General features: G+C 69.3%; 14 protein-coding genes. 10 read left to right on the top strand and 4 right to left on the bottom strand.

Annotated features, from left to right (window positions below; genetic code table 11):
• Positions 1 to 31 precede the first annotated feature (31 nt).
• The 3 genes from BBX35_RS20465 to htpX all read right to left on the bottom strand — a co-directional run bounded on the left by BBX35_RS20465 (position 32) and on the right by htpX (position 4,556).
• On the bottom strand, positions 32 to 1,771 hold the full coding sequence (locus tag BBX35_RS20465; RefSeq protein ID WP_208979896.1) for a heparinase II/III family protein: 1,740 nt from the start codon (positions 1,769 to 1,771) through the stop codon (positions 32 to 34).
• Positions 1,772 to 1,942: 171 nt separating this feature from the next.
• Complete coding sequence (locus BBX35_RS20470) at positions 1,943 to 3,349, bottom strand: RsmB/NOP family class I SAM-dependent RNA methyltransferase (RefSeq protein ID WP_083206493.1); 1,407 nt, start codon at positions 3,347 to 3,349, stop codon at positions 1,943 to 1,945.
• Between the two features lie 166 nt (positions 3,350 to 3,515).
• Positions 3,516 to 4,556: a zinc metalloprotease HtpX gene (gene htpX, locus BBX35_RS20475; RefSeq protein WP_067224174.1), complete on the bottom strand. Its 1,041-nt coding sequence runs from the start codon at positions 4,554 to 4,556 to the stop codon at positions 3,516 to 3,518.
• 150 nt (positions 4,557 to 4,706) lie between these two features.
• Between htpX and BBX35_RS20480 the strand changes: the two genes are divergently transcribed.
• From BBX35_RS20480 to BBX35_RS20500, 5 genes are all read left to right on the top strand, one after another.
• Entirely contained in the window at positions 4,707 to 4,952 is a 246-nt protein-coding gene (locus tag BBX35_RS20480; RefSeq protein ID WP_083206494.1) for a DUF1674 domain-containing protein, read from the top strand.
• Positions 4,953 to 5,165: 213 nt separating this feature from the next.
• Positions 5,166 to 6,398, top strand: a complete 1,233-nt coding sequence (locus BBX35_RS20485; RefSeq protein ID WP_067224176.1) for an aminotransferase class I/II-fold pyridoxal phosphate-dependent enzyme — start codon at positions 5,166 to 5,168, stop codon at positions 6,396 to 6,398.
• A gap of 3 nt (positions 6,399 to 6,401) precedes the next feature.
• The gene (locus tag BBX35_RS20490; RefSeq protein ID WP_067224177.1) at positions 6,402 to 9,227 is read left to right on the top strand and encodes an FtsK/SpoIIIE family DNA translocase; all 2,826 of its coding nucleotides are present in this window, start codon (positions 6,402 to 6,404) and stop codon (positions 9,225 to 9,227) included.
• Between the two features lie 134 nt (positions 9,228 to 9,361).
• Positions 9,362 to 10,006, top strand: a complete 645-nt coding sequence (locus tag BBX35_RS20495; protein ID WP_067224179.1) for an outer-membrane lipoprotein carrier protein LolA — start codon at positions 9,362 to 9,364, stop codon at positions 10,004 to 10,006.
• Positions 10,007 to 10,044: 38 nt separating this feature from the next.
• Positions 10,045 to 11,070 (top strand): hypothetical protein, encoded by a 1,026-nt coding sequence (locus tag BBX35_RS20500; RefSeq protein ID WP_067224180.1) that lies wholly within the window; start codon positions 10,045 to 10,047, stop codon positions 11,068 to 11,070.
• A gap of 563 nt (positions 11,071 to 11,633) precedes the next feature.
• On the opposite strand, the gene acnA is transcribed toward BBX35_RS20500, so the two are convergent.
• Positions 11,634 to 14,384 (bottom strand): aconitate hydratase AcnA, encoded by a 2,751-nt coding sequence (gene acnA / locus BBX35_RS20505; RefSeq protein ID WP_067224767.1) that lies wholly within the window; start codon positions 14,382 to 14,384, stop codon positions 11,634 to 11,636.
• 393 nt (positions 14,385 to 14,777) lie between these two features.
• Between acnA and ccmA the strand changes: the two genes are divergently transcribed.
• The 5 genes from ccmA to BBX35_RS20530 all read left to right on the top strand — a co-directional run bounded on the left by ccmA (position 14,778) and on the right by BBX35_RS20530 (position 17,759).
• Entirely contained in the window at positions 14,778 to 15,428 is a 651-nt protein-coding gene (ccmA, locus tag BBX35_RS20510; RefSeq protein WP_067224182.1) for a heme ABC exporter ATP-binding protein CcmA, read from the top strand.
• Between the two features lie 26 nt (positions 15,429 to 15,454).
• Positions 15,455 to 16,114 carry a heme exporter protein CcmB gene (ccmB, locus tag BBX35_RS20515; RefSeq protein ID WP_067224768.1) on the top strand — a complete coding sequence of 220 codons (660 nt, stop codon included), beginning with the start codon at positions 15,455 to 15,457 and terminating at the stop codon, positions 16,112 to 16,114.
• A 66-nt stretch (positions 16,115 to 16,180) separates the two neighbouring features.
• Complete coding sequence (locus tag BBX35_RS20520) at positions 16,181 to 16,939, top strand: heme ABC transporter permease (protein WP_067224183.1); 759 nt, start codon at positions 16,181 to 16,183, stop codon at positions 16,937 to 16,939.
• Positions 16,936 to 17,130, top strand: a complete 195-nt coding sequence (ccmD, locus tag BBX35_RS20525) for a heme exporter protein CcmD (protein ID WP_067224185.1) — start codon at positions 16,936 to 16,938, stop codon at positions 17,128 to 17,130. Before BBX35_RS20520 ends, ccmD begins: the two co-directional genes overlap by 4 nt.
• Positions 17,127 to 17,759, top strand: coding sequence for a DsbE family thiol:disulfide interchange protein (locus BBX35_RS20530; RefSeq protein ID WP_067224186.1), 633 nt, complete (start codon positions 17,127 to 17,129; stop codon positions 17,757 to 17,759). The genes ccmD and BBX35_RS20530 overlap by 4 nt, the downstream gene beginning before the upstream one ends.
• Positions 17,760 to 17,874: the final 115 nt, after the last annotated feature.

Genomic DNA, 17,874 nt, shown 5'->3' on the forward strand with positions numbered 1-17,874 from the left:
CGCACAGGCTGCGCACCGCAGCAGGACGCCCTTAAAGGTCGAGCTCGCTGCTGGCCGTGTCGCTGACGCGGCGGCGTGTCGCCCGCCCCGCCGCGGTGCGGCAGAACTGCCAGGCCGCCTCGCGGCGATGGGTCAGCCGGCCGTAGAGCACGATCTGCTCGCAGCGCCGGTGCCCCGAACTGTCGGAAAGATAGATGGATTCCTCGATGCCCATCTCGCAGCCCGGCGCCGTGAACTCCCACGCCTCGCCGTCCGGCGCCACCAGCAGGATACCGGTGCCCGAGCGGATCGAGCTCGCCTTGATCGCAGGATGCAGATGGAAGCGGATGGCGAATTCGTGGTCGCGGCCGGTGCGCGCGGTCGGGCGGAACCGGTCGATGCCGTCGAGGACGCTGCCGTCCTGCGACAGCGTGATGTCGCGCTCGTGGATCAGGCGCAGATTGTCCTGGTAGCCGTTGTGGCTGGCGACGATGCGCACGCCGGACGGCCCCTCCTCCCGCTCCACCGGCACGCTGGTCGGGCCGGTGAGGATCGGCGCGCCGAGCCAGCCGCCGAAACGGTTTTCCGGCAGGAAGCGGGCAGAGGACGTGTCGTCGATCGTCGCGGTGGAATGGGCCGCCGTTGCCCGCGAGACCGAGCGCCAGGCGCCGCGCTCGCTGTTGGAGACGCCGCAATTGACGACGATGCGGTTGCGCCGCGACGACATCTCGAAGGACAGGCAGCCGGCATGGGCGGTCAGGCTGAGCGCCGGCTCCGGCGGCACGCCCGTATCCATCAGCATCAGGGTGTCGCCGCAGGTGACCCGCTGATAGCCCGAATGCGGCGCATTGCCCGGCGGGCCGCCGCGCGCATCGTCATAGGCAAGGATTGTCGCGACGAGGTCGACCGGAGTCGCCCCCATGCCGTTGAAATGCGCGAAGGTGCCGTCGCCGTGCCGGAAGAAGCGGATCATCGGCATCATCCGGTCGATCGCCTGCATCACGGTCGCCGAGGCCGGCATGCCCTGCACGGTCAGCGCCTGGCGCACCGGCAGCAGGTCGACGAGGATATCCAGCAGGGCGGCCGGGTTGCGCGAGATGTGACCGCCATCGGCGAGGATCTGGCGGGCGAGCTCCTGGTCCAGCCGGCGCAGGCTCTGGCGCACGAAGCGCCCCTGCCCCGACATGGAGACGATGGCCGCGGCAACGGCGATGGCTGCCTGCAGGCGCGGCACCCCGTCCGGCGTCTCGTTCATGGTGCGGCGCAGGTAGCGGACCTGGCGGGCGAGCGAGCGCAGGAAGCGGCGATAGAATTCGCGGTCGCAGCCCTCCAGGATCAGCGGCGACTGCGACAGCCAGGCCAGCACCCGGCGCGCCACCACCTGCTGCTCCCAGGCTGTGTCCTGCCAGTAGCCGCAGCTCCTTATCCAGTCGTCGACCAGCGCCCGCGCGTTCTGGCGCGCCACCACGGTTTCCGCCGCCTTGAGATGGCGCAACCAGCCGAAGCCGTGCAGCGCGCGGGCCCAGTCGGCGGACGGTGCAGGCACCTCGAAGGGGGATTGGCCGGAAGTCTCGACCAGCTGGCCGGCGAACAGGAAGCGCCCGGCATAGATGTCGGCCGCATTGGTGCCGTCGGCGGTGCGCAGATCCTGCGGGGCGATGATCAGGCGGGCGGGCGTGCTGGAAAACAGCCGCCAGCGGAACAGCGGGCCGCCATGCATCCATCTGAGCAGGGACTGCCAGGCGGCCTGCGCGAGGAGACGCCACACCCGTGCCCGTTCGGTCACCGACATTAGCGTCACCTGTGCCACCTTCCCTCCAGCCGCGCTGCCGTCGTGCCGAGCCCTTTCGCGAATCCGCTTCGCCTGCACATTTCAGTTTCCGGCAACAGGGTTAGCGATCCGTTACCGATTTCAGCACGATTCGAGGGATTCACAGCGAATGCAAGACGTCTTGAGGAAGGATCAGCGACGGACGAGGCGGGCGGCGAAGAAGCCGTCCATGCCGCCGTCCTGGCGCGGCTCGTGCGGCAGCGACACCGGCAGGGTCCGCAAGTCGCCCTCGGCCGTGACGAGACCCGCAAAGCCGGTCTCCCCATCGGTGATCGGCAGGCGCGCGAAATCTGGATTGGCGGCGAGGAAGCGCGCGACGACGAGCTCTCCCTCCGCCGGCTCCAGCGAGCAGGTGCAGTAAACGAGGCGCCCGCCCGGCTTCAGCCATCCGCTCACCCGCTCCAACAGGAGCGCCTGCGTGGCGGCAAGGCTCGCCACGTCCTCGGCCCGCCGGTTCCAGGCGACCTCCGGATGGCGGCGGATCGTGCCGGTCGCCGAACACGGCGCATCCAGCAGGATGGCGTCGAACGGCGCGGCGGGCTCGTAGTCGGCAAGATCGGCGGCCACCACCTCGGCGGCGAGGCTCAGCCTTGCAAGGTTCTGCGAGAGCCGCTCCAGGCGGCGGGCGGAAATGTCGATGGCGGTGACGCGGCCGCCGGCCGCGGCCAGCTGCGCGGTCTTGCCGCCGGGCGCCGCGCACAGGTCCGCAACCTGCATGCCCGCGACATCGCCGAGCAGCCGCGCCGGGATCGCGGCGGCCGCGTCCTGGACCCACCAGGCGCCGGCGTCATATCCCTCCAGCGCCTCGATGCGCCCGCCCGGACGGGCGAGCCGCACCGTATTGCCGCCGATGGCCGTCCCGCCGAGCCGTTCGGCCCAGCCTTGCGGGTCATCCTTGACGGTGAGATCGAGATTGGGCTCCAGCAGGTGCATGCCGGCAAGGGCGAGCGCCGTCTCCTCGCCATAGGCCTTCTGCCAGCCGGCGAAAAGCCAGACCGGCGTGTTGCGCCAGGGCTGCGCGGTGGCGGCGAGCAGGTCCTCGCGCTCGGCCACCATCCGCCGCAGCACCGCGTTGACCAGCCCCTTGTAGCGCCGCGAGCGGTTGTCGGCATCGGCCAGCGCCACGGCGATGGCGACCGCTGCCCGGTCCGGCACTTCCATGAACAGCACCTGCGCGGCCGCGACATGCAGGATGTCGAGGACGAAGCCAGTCTTTTCCGGCACCGGACGCTCAAGCAGCCGGTCGATGATCGCGGAGATCTGTCCGCGCCGGCGCAGCGCCGTGCCCAGCATCGCCCGCACCAGGCCCCGGTCGCGGGCGATCAGCGCGGCAAAGCCGGAGTGACCGCCGGTCTCCTTCAACTCGTCGTCGAGCGGCCGGCGGCCGGTCACGACGCGGCCGAGGATTTCCACCGCAACACGGCGCGCCGCCAGGCCCACCGTCGAGTGGTCCGGCTGGTAGCGGGTGCGCACGGGGCTGCCCCCCTGCCCCTTGCGGGGACGGGAATTGCGCTCGCGCTTGTCGGTCTTGTCGCTCACCGGCTCGGGTCGCCTCACGGGGCGGGCCGCGCGCGAAGCGCACGGCACCGCCGCATCAAAGAAAGGAAAGGCGGTATGCCCGCAAACGGCAGGCGACCACAACCCCTAAAGCAGAATGGCTCTAAAGCAGAGTGGCCGACGCTCGAAGGCGCGGCCGCAGCCGGCATCAGCCCCAGGGACCGTTCCGGCCCGAACCTCCATCCGGGCTTCCGCCCGTGCTGCCGTCGTCGCGGCGGCGCGAGCGTCCCCACGGGCCAGGAGGATCGCTGCGCGAGGTCCCCTGGCCGACCGGGCCGCGAGCCTGCGAGGCGCTGGATGCGTAGTCGGCCCCGCTGCTGCGGGAATAGCCGCCGCCCCCGCCGCCCATAGAGCCCGCCATCTCCTGCAGCGCGCGGATGCGGTTCTCGGTGTTGGGGTGGGTGGAGAACAGATTGTCCATCCGCTCGCCCGACAGCGGGTTGATGATGAACATGTGCGCGGTCGCCGGGTTGCGCTCCGCATCCGGATTGTGGACGCGCGCCGCGCCCCCGGCGATCTTGCCCAGCGCCGAGGCGAGCCAGATCGGGTTGCCGCAGATTTCCGCGCCCATGCGGTCGGCCGCGTATTCGCGCGTGCGGCTGATCGCCATCTGCACCAGCATCGCCGCAAGCGGGGCGACGATCATCGCGATCAGCACGCCGATGAAGCCGAGCGGATTGTTGTTCTCCCGGTTGCCGCCGAAGAAGAAGGCGAAATTGGCCAGCATCGAGATCGCACCGGCGATCGTCGCCGTCATGGTCATGATCAGCGTGTCGCGGTTCTTCACATGGGCGAGCTCGTGCGCCATCACGCCGGCGACCTCTTCCCGGGTCAGACTTTCCAGCAGGCCGGTGGTCGCGGCAACCGCCGCATTCTGCGGATTGCGGCCCGTGGCGAAGGCGTTCGGCTGCGGATTGTTGATGAGATAGACCTTCGGCATCGGCAGGTCGGCCCGCTCGGCCAGCTGCCGCACCATGTGGAACAGCTCCGGCGCCTGGCTCTCGTTGGCCTCCACCGCATGGTGCATGCGCAGCACCATCTTGTCGGAGTTCCAGTAGCTGAACAGGTTCATCGCCGCGGCGATGAGGAGCGCGATCATCATGCCCCCCTCGCCGCCGATCAGGAAGCCGACGCCCATGAACAGCGCCGTCATCGCGGCGAGGAGAAGTGCCGTGCGGAAGTAGTTCATCTCACCTGCCTGTGTCGTGGGGCCAGTATGGCGACAGCTGCATCTTTGACCCTATATGTTGGCGGCAGCGCGATTTTCTGCAAGAGAGCAACGCGAGCCCACCGCAGGAAGACGGCCGAAACGGCCGGCCCGGACCGGAGCACGACGACAATGACCGAGACCGAAGACACCGCCATGACCCCGCACGCGGTCGCCGCAAACGACGATACGGCCCCGCAGCGCCGTTTCGAGGACCTGCCGCCGGCCGCCCAGCGGGCGCTTCAGGAAGCCGAGGCGCGCCGCCGCGAGATCGACGCCAAGGTCGATGCCCTGCCGCGCGAGATCGATGGGCGCGGCGGACTGGAGCCGACCCGCTACGAGGACTGGGAAATCAAGGGGATAGCCTGCGACTTCTGACCAGTGCCGGCGCCCGGGCCCGCGCCGCCTGCCGGTCTCGCGCATGATCGCGGCTTGGTTAATGAGGGATTTACCATCGGCGAATAGGCTTGGCGCCACAGCCGGTCCTCCGTCCGCCGTGCCCCACGGGGCGGCGGCACGGTCGACCTGACGTCAACGGGCCGGGAGGGCCGCCGCAGGGCTGGCGGGATCCCGGTGAATGGTTCGAGCCGAATGTCTTCTGACGCCGCCCCCAAGGCCGCAAGGTCCGCTTCCCTGCCCTCCTCGAACCCGTTCGAGCGGCTGGCCGCGCTGATTGCCGATCTCGCACCGGGCATGGACCCGGTCGTGATGACCATCGGCGAGCCGCGCCATGCCGTGCCCGGCTTCGTCGCAGATGTCCTGGCCGGATCCATCGGCGACTTCAGCCGCTACCCCAACATTCGCGGCACCGATGCCTTCCGCGAATCGGTCGGGCGCTGGCTCGACACCCGCTACGGCCTCGGCGGCACGCTGGACATTGCCCGCGGCATCCTGCCGCTGAACGGCTCGCGCGAGGGCCTGACCTTCGCCGCCCTCGGCGCCCGCGATTATCTCGCGAAGGACACTCTCGCCAAGACGGGCGCCCGGCCGGCGGTCCTGATGCCCAATCCGTTCTACCAGACCTATGCCGCCGCGGCCCATGTCGCCGGCGCCGAGCTGGTCGCGCTCGATGCGCGCGCCGAGACCGGCTTCCTGCCCGATCTCGATGCGCTGTCGCCCGAGCTGCTCGACCGCACGGTGGCCTTCTACTACGCCTCGCCGGCCAATCCGCAGGGCGTTGCAGCGGACCTCGCCACCTGGCAACGGGTGATCGCGCTGGCCCGCCGCCACCGCTTCCTGGTGGTCGCCGACGAGTGCTACTCGGAGATCTACCGCGACGCACCGCCCGCCGGTGTTCTTGAGGCCGCCCATGCCATGGGCGAGGGCTTTGCCAATGTCGTCAGCATCAACTCGCTGTCGAAGCGCTCGAACCTCGCAGGCCTGCGCGTCGGCCTTGCCGCCGGCGATCCGGACTTCCTGGAAGCCTGGGCGCGCTTCCGCGGCCTTGCCGCGCCGCAGGTCTCCATGCCGCTGCAGGCGGTTGCTGCCGCCGCCTTTGCCGACGAGGCGCATGTCGCCGAGAACCGCCGGCTCTACAACGCGAAATACGACGTGGCGCAGAGCCTGCTGGCGCCGCTGTTCGGCCAGGTCGTGCCGCAGGCCGGTTTCTTCCTGTGGCTCGACGTCGCCCGCTGGGGTGGCGGCATCGAGGTCACCAGGCGGCTGTGGGCCGAGGCCGGCGTCAAGGTGCTGCCGGGCGCCTATCTGGCGATGGACGGGGCCTGCGGCAATCCGGGCGCGGACTATATCCGCATCGCCCTCGTCGACGACGAGACGACCATCGGACGGGCGCTGTCCCGCGTGGTCGCGACATTGGGAGACTAGAGGATGCGTCGCGCCACTCCCGTGAGAAGCGGCCGGGCCGCCGCGCTCGGCCTCGAGGATACCGAGGCACCGTTCAAGCGCTTCCTCAAGCGCAACGTCATCGGCGCGGCCGGGCTGTCGCTGATCGCCCTGTGCGCGGCGCTCGCCGCAGCGCTGGCCACCTGGTCGACGGGCGACCCGAGCCTCAGCCATGCCACCTCGGCACCGGTGCGCAACGCGCTCGGCCAGCCCGGCGCCATCATCGCCGACATGTTCATGCAGGCCATCGGCCTCGCCTCGGCCGTGTTCCTCATCCCCGTGGTCCTGTGGGGCTGGCGGCTGGTCGCGGCCCGCGCCACCCGCATCGCCACCCGCCGTATCGTCTTCTGGGGCCTCGGCACCCTGCTCGCCGCCGGCGCGCTCGCGGCCCTTCCCGTGCCGTCCGGCTGGCCGCTGCCGACCGGTCTCGGCGGCTTCCTCGGCGATTTCGTCCACCGCCTTCCGGCCCTGCTGACCAGTGAGCTCACCGACGGCATGGCAATGATCGTCGGCACGCTCGGCCTCGGCGTTCCGGCCGCGATCTGCATGCTGCGCGCTGCCGGCTGGCTCGGCCGCGAGCCGGAGCCGGTGCTGGCTCCGCTGCCCGAGCCCTCGCACCACGCCCGCTCCGTCGGCGCGGTGCCGGACTTCGACGAGGACGAGGAAGACGAGGATGCCGGCGAGAGCCGCTTCGGCGCGCTGAGGGGGGCCGTCACCCATTGGGGTCTGCTCGCCCGCGCCAATGCCCGCCGCCTGCTCGGCCGCCGCACCGCCCCGCGCCGCGCCTCCGACCCGTATGACGATGCCTTCATCGACGAGGACGGCGAGGAGTGGGACGAGGAGCGCGGCGCCCGCGCGCAAGGCCCGGCGCAAGACGAGGACGAGGATCCGGTCGGCCGCCGCGGCGGCTTCTCCGCGCTGCGCCGCCGCCTCGCCAGCAAGCTGCTGCCGAGGGAAGACGACGGCCTCGACGCGTTCTACGACACCTCCGCGCCGGCCGAGCCCGCCTTTGCCGACGAGTATGGCGAGGACTACGCGCCGGACGCCCACGACGCCGACGAGGATTATGCGGACGCCTCCGGCGCGACCATCGACGACCTGCCGGATCTCGACGAGGACGGGCCGCTGGACGAGCTGTCGACGCCGCTGCCGCGCGCCATCGCCGGCCCGGTCAGCCGCGGCCCGGCCGCCCAGATCCCGAGCCGCGTCGTGCCGCCCGCCGGCCGGCCCAAGCCCGGCCGCCGCGCCACCGAGGAGGCGCAGCCCTCGTTCCTGCGCAACCCGTCCGTCTACGAGCTGCCGCCGCTGCACCTCCTGTCCGAGCCGAAGGCGGCCGGCAAGCAGACGGCCGTCAACACCGACGCGCTGGAGCAGAACGCCCGCATCCTGGAAGGCGTGCTGGAGGATTTCGGCGTGCGCGGCGAGATCATCGAGGTCCGTCCCGGCCCCGTCGTCACCCTGTATGAGCTGGAGCCGGCGCCCGGCATCAAGTCGAGCCGCGTCATCGGCCTGGCCGATGACATCGCCCGCTCGATGAGCGCCATCTCTGCCCGTGTCGCGGTGATCCCGGGCAAGAACGCCATCGGCATCGAGCTGCCCAACCAGCGCCGCGAGATGGTGTTCCTGCGCGAGCTGCTGGCCGCCAGCGACTACGAGAAGACCAAGGCCAAGCTGGCCTTGACGCTGGGCAAGACCATCGGCGGCGAGCCGGTGATCGCCGACCTTGCCCGCATGCCGCACCTGCTGGTCGCCGGCACCACCGGCTCGGGCAAGTCGGTCGCCATCAACACCATGATCCTGTCGCTGCTCTACCGGCTGGAGCCGGAGCAGTGCAAACTGATCATGATCGATCCCAAGATGCTCGAACTGTCGATCTACGACGGCATCCCGCATCTCCTGACGCCGGTCGTCACCGACCCGAAGAAGGCCGTCGTCGCGCTCAAGTGGACCGTCCGCGAGATGGAAGAGCGCTACAAGAAGATGTCGAAGATGGGCGTGCGCAACATCGACGGCTACAACACCCGCGTCGCCCAGGCGATGGAGAAGGGCGAGGTCTTCACCCGCACGGTGCAAACCGGATTCGACCGCAACACCGGCGAGCCGATCTTCGAGAACGAGGAACTGCCGCTGGAGACGATGCCCTACATCGTCGTCATCGTCGACGAGATGGCCGACCTGATGATGGTCGCCGGCAAGGACATCGAGGGCGCGATCCAGCGTCTGGCGCAGATGGCCCGTGCCGCCGGCATCCATCTGATCATGGCGACGCAGCGCCCGTCGGTGGACGTCATCACCGGCACGATCAAGGCCAACTTCCCGACCCGCATCTCCTTCCAGGTGACGTCGAAGATCGACAGCCGCACCATTCTCGGCGAGCAGGGCGCGGAACAGCTGCTCGGCCAGGGCGACATGCTCTACATGGCCGGCGGCGGCCGCATCCAGCGCGTCCACGGTCCCTTCGTCTCCGACGAGGAGGTGGAGGACATCGTCAGCCACCTGAAGCGCCAGGGCACGCCGCAATATCTCGAGGCGGTGACCGAGGAGGACGAGGGCGGCGACAGCCCCTATGACGCGCTGGCCGGCGGTGGCGGCGGCGACGACGAGGGCAACGACCTCTACGACAAGGCGGTGGCCGTGGTGCTGCGCGACAAGAAGGCCTCGACCTCCTATATCCAGAGGCGTCTGTCGATCGGCTACAACCGGGCCGCCTCGATCATCGAGCGGATGGAGCGCGAGGGGCTGGTGGGCGCCGCCAACCATGCCGGCAAGCGCGAGATCCTGGTGCAGAACGGGGTCGAAGACGACTATTGACGGCGCGAGAAGCGCAGCCCGTGGCCCGTCGCAACTTTGCCACAGCTGCCTGATAGCGCAATTCTGACAATGGACGACAGGCGGCGCGCGCTTCCGCGAGCCGCCTTCCAGACCGAGCCGACGGAGCCGTTTCGATGACCAGCATCGCCCGCCGCACCCTGCTTGCCCTTGCTGCCGCTGCTGCGGTCGGCCTTGCCGGCCTCGCGCCGGCCGGCGCCGCCGCACTGAGCTCGGAACAGAAGACCAAGCTTGCCGAGGTGAATTCCTACTTCAACTCGGTGAAGACCATGCATGGCGACTTCATCCAGTTCGGCCCCAATGGCGAGCGGGCGGAAGGCAAGTTCTATCTCGCCCGCCCGGGCAAGATCCGCTTCTACTACAACCCGCCCTCCAAGGTGGACATCGTCGCCGACGGCAAGTCCGTCTCGGTCAAGGACCGCAAGCTCGCCACCCAGGACATCTGGCCGCTGAAGGAGACGCCGCTGCGCTTCCTGCTGGCGGAACGGATCAACCTGGAAGCGGATGCGGAAGTCGCCAGCGTCTCGGTCGAGCCGGATCTCGTCACCGTGGTGCTTGCCGACAATTCCACCTTCGGCACCGGCAAGCTGACGCTGATCTTCGACGCCTCGACCACCGAGCTGAAGCAGTGGACCGTCACGGACGCGCAGGGCTACGACACGTCGGTGGCGATCTACAACACTGCGGTGAACGGGCCGACCAACCCGAAGCTCTTCACCATCGACTACAACGCCAACCTGATGCAGCGCCGCGGCAACTGACGCCCGGCGCTTGGCCCCTTCCTTCAGGCGCATCCCGCGTGAGCACAGCCGAGGCGACGGCACGACGGCCGGTCTTCGTCGAGATCCTCGAGCGGCTCGCCGCCCGGCGCGGCGCGCGCATCGAGACCGAGCCGCTCTACGGCTATGCCGGGGCGGTGATCGATGCGACCGGCCGGCGGCATTTCTTCAAGGGTACCCATTTCGACATCAACCGGGCGGGCGCGGCAGCGCTTGCCCGCGACAAGGACTATGCCGGCCGCTTCCTGGCGGGTGCAGGGCTCGCGACGCCCCGCGGCGTGCTGCTGCACGGGGCGCGCCGCACCGTCCAGCTCTCCCTCAAGAATCCGTCCGTTGCCGCCCGCCTGCCGGACCGCGCCGCAGCCCACGCGTTCGCCCGTGAGGTCGGCTATCCCCTCTTCGCCAAGCCGAACGAAGGCTCCGAAGGCGACGGGGTAACCCGCGTCGGCGATGCCGCCGCCCTCGACCTTGCGCTCGACACGCTGCTGGCGCTGCACGACCGGGTGCTGGTGCAGCAGGCGGCGAGCGGCGAGGACCTGCGCGTCGTCGTGCTCGACGGACAGGTCAAGGCCGCCTTCGCCCGCCGCCCGCTGTCGGTCACCGGCGACGGCGCCAGCCCGCTTTCCGCGCTGATCGCCGCCCGGCTTGCCGAGTTCGCCAGCGAGGGCAAGGGCGCACGCATCGCCGCCGACGATCCCCGCATCCTCAGCGAGCTCGCCGCCTCGGGCTTCACGCCGGACAGCGTGCCGGCAAGGGGCGCGACAATCGCCCTGCTCGCCAACGCGAACCTCTCTACCGGCGGCAGCGCCAGCGACATCACCGACACGCTCGCTCCCGCCGCGGCCGACGCCGCGATCCGCGCCGCCGCCGCACTCGGCCTGCGCTTTGCCGGCGTCGACCTGCTCGTCGATCCCGCTGCACCGCCGGTCGTGCTGGAGGTCAACGCCGCCCCCGGCCTTGCCTATTTCCACCGCATGGGCGCGCAGGCCGCCACCCGCGTGGAGGCGATCTACGCCGACTTGCTGGACGCACTGCTGGCGTCCTGAGGGCTTTCCCCTTTCCCGCCATGAACGTCATCAGCTCATGGTGTCGAGCCAGCCTCCCGGTTCGGCTTTGAAGAGGGCGACGATCTTTGGCAAGTCGGCGGGGGAAAGCACATCGCCCGCCTCGCCCGCAGAGTGTCGTCCCGGTTTCGGCGCAGCCGAAGACCGGGAACCAGTAACCCCGAACGGTTCGGCTCAGGTCGCGAAGTTGCCGCCGCAAGGCCGCAGGTCGCTGCCTGCGCGCCGTCATCCGCCCCGGCGGATACTGGACGCCTGCCTTCGCAGGCGTGACAGCGCAGGAAGTGGCCAAGGCCGTCTCGCCTCACGCAAGCACGGCCCTCTCCTCTCGTCCTACCGGACGGCGCGAGGAAAGGCATCAACCTCCCCAAAAGCAAAAGGGCCGGCAATGCCGGCCCTTTCTTTTCGGATCACAGTGTCCGGGGAACGCGCTCTGGCGAGCCGGATGGTGTGGTTTTCGAGAACCGGAGCGCAGCGTACGTAAGGTACGTGAGCACCGGAAGCGCAGAAAACCGCACTAGACGGCCGTCAGAGTGCGTTCCTGCAGATCAAGACGTGACGAGGTTGCGCAGCACGTAATGCAGGATGCCGCCGGCGCGAACGTATTCCAGCTCGTCGACCGTATCGATGCGGCACAGCACTTCGATGGTCTTGGTCGTGCCGTCGGCGAACTCGACCAGGATGTCGACCATCTGGCGCGGCTTGAGATCGGCGACGCCCTTGATCGTCACCTTCTCGGTGCCGGTGATGCCGTGCGACTGCCAGCTCTCGCCGTCCTTGAAGGTGAAGGGCAGCACGCCCATGCCGACCAGGTTCGAGCGATGGATACGCTCGAAGGACTGGGCGATCACGGCGCGAACGCCGAGCAGGCGGGTGCCCTTGGCGGCCCAGTCACGCGACGAGCCGGTGCCGTATTCCTTGCCGGCGAAGATGACGAGCGGCGTGCCCGCCTCCTTGTAGTCCATCGCCGCGTCGTAGATCCACTTCTGCTCGCCGTCCTTCATGGTGACGCCGCCTTCGACGCCCGGCACCATCTGGTTCTTGATGCGGATGTTGGCGAAGGTGCCGCGCATCATCACATGGTGGTTGCCGCGACGGGCGCCGTAGGAGTTGAAGTCCTTCTTGGCGACCTGATGCTCGAGCAGATAGACGCCGGCGGGCGCCTCCGCCTTGATCGAGCCGGCCGGCGAGATGTGGTCGGTGGTGATGGAGTCGAGGAACAGGCCCAGGACCGCGGCGCTCTCGATATCCTCGAGCGGCTTCGGCTCCATGGTCATGTCTTCGAAATACGGCGGGTTGGCCACGTAGGTCGAGTTCATCGGCCACTTGTAGGTCATGCCGCCCTCGACCTTGATCCCCTGCCAGTGCTCGTCGCCCTTGAAGACGTCCGAATAGCGCTCGCGGAACATCTCCTCGGTGATCGAGGAGCGGATCAGGTCGGTGATCTCCTGGTTGGTCGGCCAGATGTCCTTCAGGTAGACCGGGTTGCCGTCCTGGTCCTCGCCGAGCGGATCTTCGGCGACGTTGATGTCCATCGAACCGGCAATCGCGTAGGCGACGACCAGCGGCGGCGAGGCGAGGTAGTTCGCCCGCACGTCCGGATTGACGCGGCCCTCGAAGTTGCGGTTGCCCGACAGCACCGAACAGACCACCAGGTCGTTCTCGTTGACCGCCTCGGAAATCGCCGGGTCCAGCGGACCGGAGTTGCCGATACAGGTGGTGCAGCCATAGCCGGCCAGGTTGAAGCCCAGCGCGTCGAGATCGTCCTGCACGCCGGCGCGCTTCAGGTAGTCGGTGACCACCTGCGAGCCGGGAGCCAGCGAGGTCTTCACCCACGGCTTGACCTTCAGGCCCTTCTTCAGCGCGTTGCGGGCGACGAGACCGGCACCGATCAGCACCGACGGGTTCGAGGTGTTGGTGCAGGAGGTAATCGCGGCGATCACCACGTCGCCATCGGCCAGGCCGTGCGACTTGCCGTTCACGTCGTAGCGCTGGCGGGCCTTGCCGGTGACGCCGGTGGCGCCTTCATCGACGAAGCGCGATTCGCCGGTCGAGGCCGGAACGGTCGACGGATCCTTGCCGCCGCCCTTGATCTCGCGCAGTGCGACGGCGAACTTCTCGGCCGCCTCGTCGAGGGCGACGCGGTCCTGCGGACGCTTCGGGCCGGCGAGCGAGGGCACGACGGTGGAGATGTCGAGCTCGAGCGTGTCGGTGAAGACCGGCTCGGCAGCGTCGGAGGTGCGGAACATGCCCTGCGCCTTGGCATAGGCCTCGACCAGCGCGACGCGGTCGGCATCGCGGCCCGTCGAGCGCAGGTATTCCAGCGTGTCCTCGTCGACCGGGAAGAAGCCGCAGGTCGCGCCGTATTCCGGCGCCATGTTGGCGATGGTCGCGGCGTCCTCGAGGCTCAGGTTGTCGAGGCCCGGGCCGTAGAACTCCACGAACTTGCCGACAACGCCCTTCTTGCGCAGCATCTCGACGACGCGCAGCACCAGGTCGGTGGCGGTGATGCCTTCGCTGAGCTTGCCGGTCAGCTTGAAGCCGATGACCTCGGGGATCAGCATGGAGATCGGCTGGCCGAGCATGGCGGCCTCGGCCTCGATGCCGCCGACGCCCCAGCCCAGAACGGCCATGCCGTTGACCATCGTCGTGTGGCTGTCGGTGCCCACCAGCGTGTCCGGATAGGCCAGCGTCTCGCCGTCCTCGTCCTTGGTCCACACGGTCTGGCCGAGATACTCCAGGTTGACCTGGTGGCAGATGCCGGTTCCCGGCGGCACGGCGCGGAAGTTGTCGAAGGCCGACTGACCCCAGCGCAGGAACTCGTAGCGCTCGCCGTTGCGCTGGTACTCCAGCTCGACGTTCTTGGTGAAGGCGTCCTGGGTGCCGAAATAGTCGATCATCACCGAGTGGTCGATGACCAGGTCGACCGGCACCTGCGGGTTGACCTTCTTCGGGTCGCCGCCGAGCTTCACAGCCGCATCGCGCATGGCGGCAAGGTCCACCACGGCCGGAACGCCGGTGAAGTCCTGCATCAGGACGCGCGCCGGACGGTAGGAGATCTCATGCTCGGAGGTGCGGGTGACCAGCCACTTGGCGACGGCGCGGATATCGTCCGCGGTCACCGTGCGGTTGTCCTCGAAGCGCAGGAGGTTCTCCAGCACGACCTTCAGCGAATAGGGGAGCCGGGACACGCCCTCCAGGCCGTTCTTCTCCGCCTCGGGCAGGGAGAAATAGGTGTAGGTCTTGTCTCCGACCTGGAGCGTCTTCCTGGCCTTGAAACTGTCGAGTGATTTGGTCACGCTGGCGGTCCCCTTGTTGTCCTCGGGCGGATGCGGCCCCACGGCCGCCTGTCGCCCGGAGAATTCGCATTCCCGGCGAAAGGCGTCGTCTTGGGATACGCCGCCGGCCGGGTTTGCCGTCTCGCGTCGGCGGACACTCGAGCGTGTCCGCGTGCGGGTTGGCGCCCGTATAGCGAATTTCCGCGCGCGGTGCCAGCGGTTAGCGGTGCGATCCCTCTCGTCAATATGGCGGTATGGCGAACCCTGCCAGGGGCCGGCAGCGACGCATTGCCGCTTGATCGCCGCTGGCCTGCATGCCATGCCTCGTCCTGCCGGACGCACGCGCCGTCCGGACGCGAAAAACCGCAGCAGCCGGCCATCCACCGCCCGGCGCCTGCAGCAGATCCGGGGCCGATGCGTCTTCTTGCCGAACAGCTTGCCTGCGACCGCGGAGGCCGCAGGGTCTTCGCCGGCCTGTCGCTCGCGATCTCCAGCGGCGAGGCCATGGTCGTCACCGGACCGAACGGCGTCGGCAAGTCCAGCCTGCTGCGCGTCCTGGCCGGCCTGGTGCCACCCGCTGAGGGCGCGATCCGGACAGAGGGCGGCGAGGCGGAAGCCGAACCTTTCGAGCACTGCCACTATGCCGGCCATCTCGACGCGGTGAAGCCGGCCTTGTCCGTCGTCGAGAACCTCGCCTTCTGGCGCGATTTCCTCGCCGGCCTGCCCGCCCTCGGCGGCCTGCCCCCGCGCGGCCCCGACGAGGCGCTGGAGTTGCTCGGCATCGGCCACGCGGCGGAGCTGCCGGCAGCCTACCTGTCCGCCGGCCAGCGGCGCCGGCTGGCGCTCGCCCGGCTTCTCACCATTCCCCGTCCCGTCTGGCTGCTCGACGAGCCGACCGCCGCGCTCGATGCCGCCTCGGAGGCGCAACTGACCGGACTGATGCGCGATCATGTCGCCGCCGGCGGCATCGTCATCGCTGCGACGCACCAGCCGCTCGGCCTGGACGGGCTGCTGAAGCTGCATCTCGAGGCGCCGGATGCGATGGCTGCGGAGGTCCCGGCATGAGCGCGGCCGACCGTCCGCGCGGCTGGGTGGCCGCACTGTTCTCCCGCGAGCTGCGCCTGTCGCTGCGCTCGGGCGGCGGCGCGCTGATCGGCGTACTGTTCTTCCTCGCCGTCGTCACGGTCATTCCCTTCGGCGTCGGCCCGGATCTCAACCTGCTCGCCCGCATCGGCCCCGCCGTGCTGTGGATCGGCGCCCTGCTCGCCACCCTGCTCGGCCTCGACCGACTGTTCCAGGCCGACCGCGACGACGGTTCGCTCGACCTTTTGCTGATGGCCGGCCGGCCGCTGGAGATCGTCGTGCTGATCAAGTGCCTCGCCCACTGGGCCGGCACCTGCCTGCCGCTGGTCGCCGCCGCACCTGTCCTGGCGATCTTCCTCAATTTGGAGCCGCTGGCCATCGGCGCAGTGACGCTGACGCTGGCCCTCGGCACCCCGGCGCTGACGCTGATCGGCGCGGTCGGCGCCGCGCTCACCGTCAGCCTGCGCCGCGGCGGGCTGCTGCTCGCCGTCCTCGTCGTGCCCTTCTCCATTCCGGTGCTGATCTTCGGGGTCAGCGCGGCCGGCGCGGCGGTCTCCGAGCCCGCCCCCTTCATGGCGCCGTTCCTCTACCTTTGCGCGGTGACGCTGATCACCGCCGTGGTCGGCCCGTTTGCCGCAGCGGCAGGCCTGCGGTTCTCGGCCGACTGACGCCCGCGCAAAGGTGTCGCATTCTCCCCGATTGAAAGCCGGCCCCTGCGACATTAGAACAGGTCCATGGGATTGATGGATCTTGCCAACCCGACGCGCTTCATGTCGTTCTCCGGCCGGCTTCTGCCGTGGCTGGCGGGCGCCTGCGTGCTCGCCTTCGCCGCCGGGCTCTACATGACCTTCTTCGTCGCGCCCGACGACTACCAGCAGGGCGCCACGGTCAAGATCATGTTCCTGCACGTGCCCGCCGCCTGGCTGGCCATGATGTGCTACTCGATCATGGCGATTTCCGCGCTCGGCACTCTGGTGTGGAAGCATCCGCTCGCCGACGTCTCGGCGCGCGCCGCCGCCCCCATCGGCGCGGCCTTCACCTTCCTGTCGCTGGTCACCGGCTCGCTCTGGGGCAAGCCGATGTGGGGCACGTACTGGGTCTGGGACGCGCGCCTGACCTCGGTTCTGGTGCTCTTCGTCATGTATCTGGGGCTGATCGCCCTGTGGCGGACGATGGAAGACCCGATCCGCGCCGGCAAGGCTGCGGCGGTTCTCACGCTGGTCGGCGCCATCAACCTGCCGATCATCAAGTTCTCCGTCGACTGGTGGAACACGCTGCACCAGCCCGCCAGCGTCATGCGGCTGGACGGCCCGGCCATCCACCCGACGATCCTCTGGCCGCTGCTGACCATGGCGCTGGCCTTCACCCTGCTGTTCCTCGTCATGCACCTGATGGCGATGCGCAACGAGATCCTGCGCCGCCGCCTGCGCACGCTGCAGCTGGGCGCTGCCAGCGCCCGCGTCGCCTCCGCCAGACCCCAGGCCGCCGAATGACCGAGTTTCTCGACCTCGGGCCCCATGCGGGCTTCATCCTCGCCTGCTACGCGATCACGCTGGCGACCATTGCCGGCCTGTTCGTCTGGCTCGCCGCCGACCGCAAGAGCCTGACCGCCTCGCTGGCGAAGCTCGAGGCGGATGGCGTGCGCCGCCGCTCGGGCGCCGCTTCCTCCGGAGAACGCGGATGAGCACCGAAATCGAAACCGGACCCGAAACCGGCGGCCAGCCGGAGGGCGCCGCGCCGCGCCGCCGCATTCCGCTGCTGGCCCTGCTGCCGCTGATCGTCTTCGGCCTGCTCGCCGTGCTGTTCCTGGTGCAGCTGCTCAGCGGCAAGGACACCTCGCAGGTTCCTTCCGCACTGATCGACAAGCCCGCACCGGAGTTCTCGCTGCCTCCGGTTCCCGATCTCGTCGACGGCGGCGCGCCCGTCCCCGGCGTGTCGCGCGCCGACCTGCTCGGCAAGGTCAGCGTCGTCAACATCTTCGCATCCTGGTGCGTGCCCTGCCGCCAGGAGCACCCGCTGCTGGAGGAGCTCGCCCGCTCCGGCAAGGCGCAGATGATCGGCATCAACTACAAGGACAAGGCGGAGAATGCCCGTCGCTTCCTCGGCACGCTCGGCAATCCGTATGAGCGTGTCGGCGCCGACGAGAACGGCCGCGCCGCCATCGAGTGGGGCGTCTACGGCGTTCCGGAGACCTTCATCGTCGATGCCGCCGGCACCATCCGCTACAAGTTCATCGGCCCGCTGTCGGAAGAAAGCTACCGCACCGTCTTCCTGCCGCAGCTCGAACAGGTGCTGGCGAGCCCCAACGGCTGACCGCGCGCACAGCCAATCCCGATTGCGTGATTTCAAGCCCTCGTGAGTGGCCTTCGCCCGCGACGCAACCTATTGTCGGGGCGCTCAGGCTGCGGCGACCGTCGCGGTCCCACTC

Source organism: Stappia indica, from assembly GCF_001696535.1.
Classification (GTDB): domain Bacteria; phylum Pseudomonadota; class Alphaproteobacteria; order Rhizobiales; family Stappiaceae; genus Stappia; species Stappia indica.

Coding starts and splice junctions, on each gene's coding strand:
- BBX35_RS20465 (WP_208979896.1), bottom strand. CDS start 1,771: ATGTCGGTGACCGAACGGGCACGGGTGTGGCGTCTCCTCGCGCAGGCC.
- htpX (WP_067224174.1), bottom strand. CDS start 4,556: ATGAACTACTTCCGCACGGCACTTCTCCTCGCCGCGATGACGGCGCTG.
- BBX35_RS20480 (WP_083206494.1), top strand. CDS start 4,707: ATGACCGAGACCGAAGACACCGCCATGACCCCGCACGCGGTCGCCGCA.
- BBX35_RS20485 (WP_067224176.1), top strand. CDS start 5,166: ATGTCTTCTGACGCCGCCCCCAAGGCCGCAAGGTCCGCTTCCCTGCCC.
- BBX35_RS20490 (WP_067224177.1), top strand. CDS start 6,402: ATGCGTCGCGCCACTCCCGTGAGAAGCGGCCGGGCCGCCGCGCTCGGC.
- BBX35_RS20495 (WP_067224179.1), top strand. CDS start 9,362: ATGACCAGCATCGCCCGCCGCACCCTGCTTGCCCTTGCTGCCGCTGCT.
- ccmA (WP_067224182.1), top strand. CDS start 14,778: ATGCGTCTTCTTGCCGAACAGCTTGCCTGCGACCGCGGAGGCCGCAGG.
- BBX35_RS20520 (WP_067224183.1), top strand. CDS start 16,181: ATGGGATTGATGGATCTTGCCAACCCGACGCGCTTCATGTCGTTCTCC.
- ccmD (WP_067224185.1), top strand. CDS start 16,936: ATGACCGAGTTTCTCGACCTCGGGCCCCATGCGGGCTTCATCCTCGCC.
- BBX35_RS20530 (WP_067224186.1), top strand. CDS start 17,127: ATGAGCACCGAAATCGAAACCGGACCCGAAACCGGCGGCCAGCCGGAG.